This window comes from Okeania sp., from assembly GCF_983059655.1.
In genome coordinates this window covers 1-2881 of the sequence record NZ_CEZPJD010000923.1, presented here as the reverse complement: position 1 = coordinate 2881, position 2881 = coordinate 1, and the positions used below count along the sequence as shown (strand labels likewise).

Genomic DNA, 2881 nt, shown 5'->3' with positions numbered 1-2881 from the left:
GCGCAACCCTAATTCCCTCCCGCGCCGCTTTTTTTTGAGTGCTTTATACAATGAAAAATCTAGTAATTTCTCTTATTTAAGATTGAAGGTCTAAAATACATTTTGCTTCTAATAAAACTAAGTCTGGAATATCTAGAACTTGACAACTTTCTTGAGCATTTAACAAACTGGGAACTACACCATTTTCCATCTGCACCTTAACTACAGCAGCAGCAGTATTATTTAATTGTCCAAGACGATGATTTTTTCTGACATATTCTAAAGTCAACCCTTGAGAATCTAACAACCAAAAATCAATTCCATATTTTCCAATAAAATTTTGTACCTGTTTTAAATCGGGACTATATTGTGCTTCGATTAAATCCTGAGCGCGTTGTTTTATTTCCCGATAATATCCCTGATGATAAGGTAAAGCATATTCCGAACCTACTAATATTGAACGTTGAGCAAAAGTAGGAATATTATTAGCTTCTAATGCTAAAGAAGCAATGCGAATATCTGAAGGTTGTTGGGCTAAATATTCATAAAGTTGAGGCACTTTTCCCACCACATAATTAGTTACAGGAAAATTGTTGGTTAAAGCTGGATATAAAAGGAGGAAAATTAGCGCTATATATATAGATATAGTTTTAATTTTTCCGACTGGTTTTGTTTTCGAGGACTGGTTGAGTAGATGAAATTTGCGCCAGACAAAATCAATTATTAAAGTGAAAGCTATTCCACCAGCTAAAGCCATGATTATTCTGAGACTATGTTGACTGTAACGACTAGGATGATGTAACCGAAATAGTAAAAAGTGAGCAGCTAAAAATATTCCGGTTGATGCTAATAATAACTCTGGTAAAAGGATGATTTTATGAGTGATTTTTTTTGCTAGGGGGAAATATCTTGAGCTTAAGAAAATGAGTGATAATCCTGCCCAAACTTGAGGAGGTAGGAAAGATTGAGATAACCATTCTGGGGGAATAATACCTGAGCGATCGCCTGTGAACCAAAAGTCAAAACTATTATTTGAAAAGAAGGAAGCTCTACCCCCTGGCCAGAATTCTGATAAATTTTTAGCTTCAGCTAATGTAATAATCGGACTATATTCGGAAGTATTCAAAGCATAGGGTAAAAGTACGAAAAAACCTGTAGTTAAACCAATAGCTAAAATGATAAATTTTGGGCGACTTCGGAAGTGGAGAAAATCTAAGACTAAGACAGCAAGACAGAGTAAAACTCCTTGGGGATAAAATAATCCGAGCAGAGCGATGGCTACTGCAATTCCTAACCAAGAATGTCTGAGGAAATAGTATAAGAATGCCAAAAATAAAGGATAGAAAAATGCTCTGGGGGTAGCGGAGATTAAGTCATCTTTTAGCCAGAGATTTTGATTCAAAAATAATGTGCTGAGAAACCCAGCGAGTGGCACTGGGAATATTTCTATTTCTACTCTAAAACAATAGGCAGTTGTGATTAATCCTAATATGATTGGCAGAAATTTATTTAATAGTAAAGGTTGAATGCCTATGAGGGAAAATAATTTATAAAAATAGGTATATCCGGTAGGAGCAACAGATTGAAAATAGTCAGCAATAATATCGTTGGGAAAAAGCTCGGGATTGAGAAATCTTGCCATCCAAAAAACATGGGAGCGAGCATCATCCTGCACGACATACTCACTACTAAAAGCAGGAATAATTCCTAAAATTCCACAAATTGCTGCTAAACCCAGACTTAAATAAAACCAAAATCTGACTGAAGTAGGTGCAGTGAAAAACTTATGCAAATTAATTTTTTCATAGTCCATAGATAGTTAGAAAAAAATGGATATCACCTGATAATCAATAATTGGACAATTCAGGTTTGAAGCCTCCTGCTTGAGATTTGAGGTACTGATAGCGTAGCTCCTCCGCTAGGAGGCTAACTGAAATGACAGTCGGGTATTAAACCACATCTATGTAAAAACTCTATAAATAAAAATTATGAAATTCATCTATTTGTGTTATCGCGCTGTTTTTACTTACATAGCAAATAACGGGATAGTTAGGATAATAACTGGACTTTAAGATTTTTGACAGTAAAAATAGCTTCAAACCCAATACCTCAACTGGCTAAAAATGGCTCTTTGCGTAGCATTCCGCAGGAAAACCTAGATATATGAACAAACAGGTTAAATTTAACTTAATTCATTACTGTGTAAGAATTTGATGCTATTTTTAAGCTACTTTTTGCTAAAGTCCAGATAACCGATCGTGGTAAGACAGAGAAACGTTTTTCTCACTGTTACCTCCTATAGAGTAGTAGCAAGTTTTGTAAAGATTCTATGAAGACAAACACCTCATATCTATGTAAAAACACTATAAGTATTACTTATAAAATCGACGTATTTATGTGATTACACGGTTTTACTCCTGTGAATAATTAATAGAAATCAATATTATTTTACTAATCAATAATTTTGCAGCTCTAAACAATTCAGATATTAAACCTAAAATCCTAGAGAGTCTTGTGTGTGAATAATGATGTTATTTTGACAGTTATAATCAAGCAAATATTAAACACTATATAAGCAATATAACTATCTTGATATGCTATTTATTACTAATTTTAAGGCGAAAACAATCAAATGGACTAAGAGCAATTCTTGCCTTCTTACTTACTTCAAATCATAATTTAGCTTTTCTTTGACAAACAATATATTAGTAAAATAATAAAAATTATATTGTTATATCTAGCAGATTTTCAATATTAAAAAAACTAATACATCTACACAAATTAAATATATGAAGTTTTCGTGAAGATGGTAATTTTAGTTGAATTAGCTGATTACTTTACTACTATGCTTAGAGTTATGATTTGTAATAAGCACTTATACAGAGTTGTGTTGTATTTATCT

At 32.9% G+C, this 2881-nt stretch carries 1 protein-coding gene; it reads right to left on the bottom strand.

Annotation, left to right across the window (positions count from 1 at the left end):
• Nucleotides 1–76: 76 nt before the first annotated feature.
• Nucleotides 77–1792, bottom strand: coding sequence for a hypothetical protein (locus tag AC3DU7_RS30225; RefSeq protein WP_488042934.1), 1716 nt, complete (start codon nucleotides 1790–1792; stop codon nucleotides 77–79).
• Nucleotides 1793–2881: the final 1089 nt, after the last annotated feature.

Bases quoted from the DNA above. Each gene is read 5' to 3' on its own strand.
- AC3DU7_RS30225 (WP_488042934.1), bottom strand. From the start codon at position 1,792: ATGGACTATGAAAAAATTAATTTGCATAAGTTTTTCACTGCACCTACT.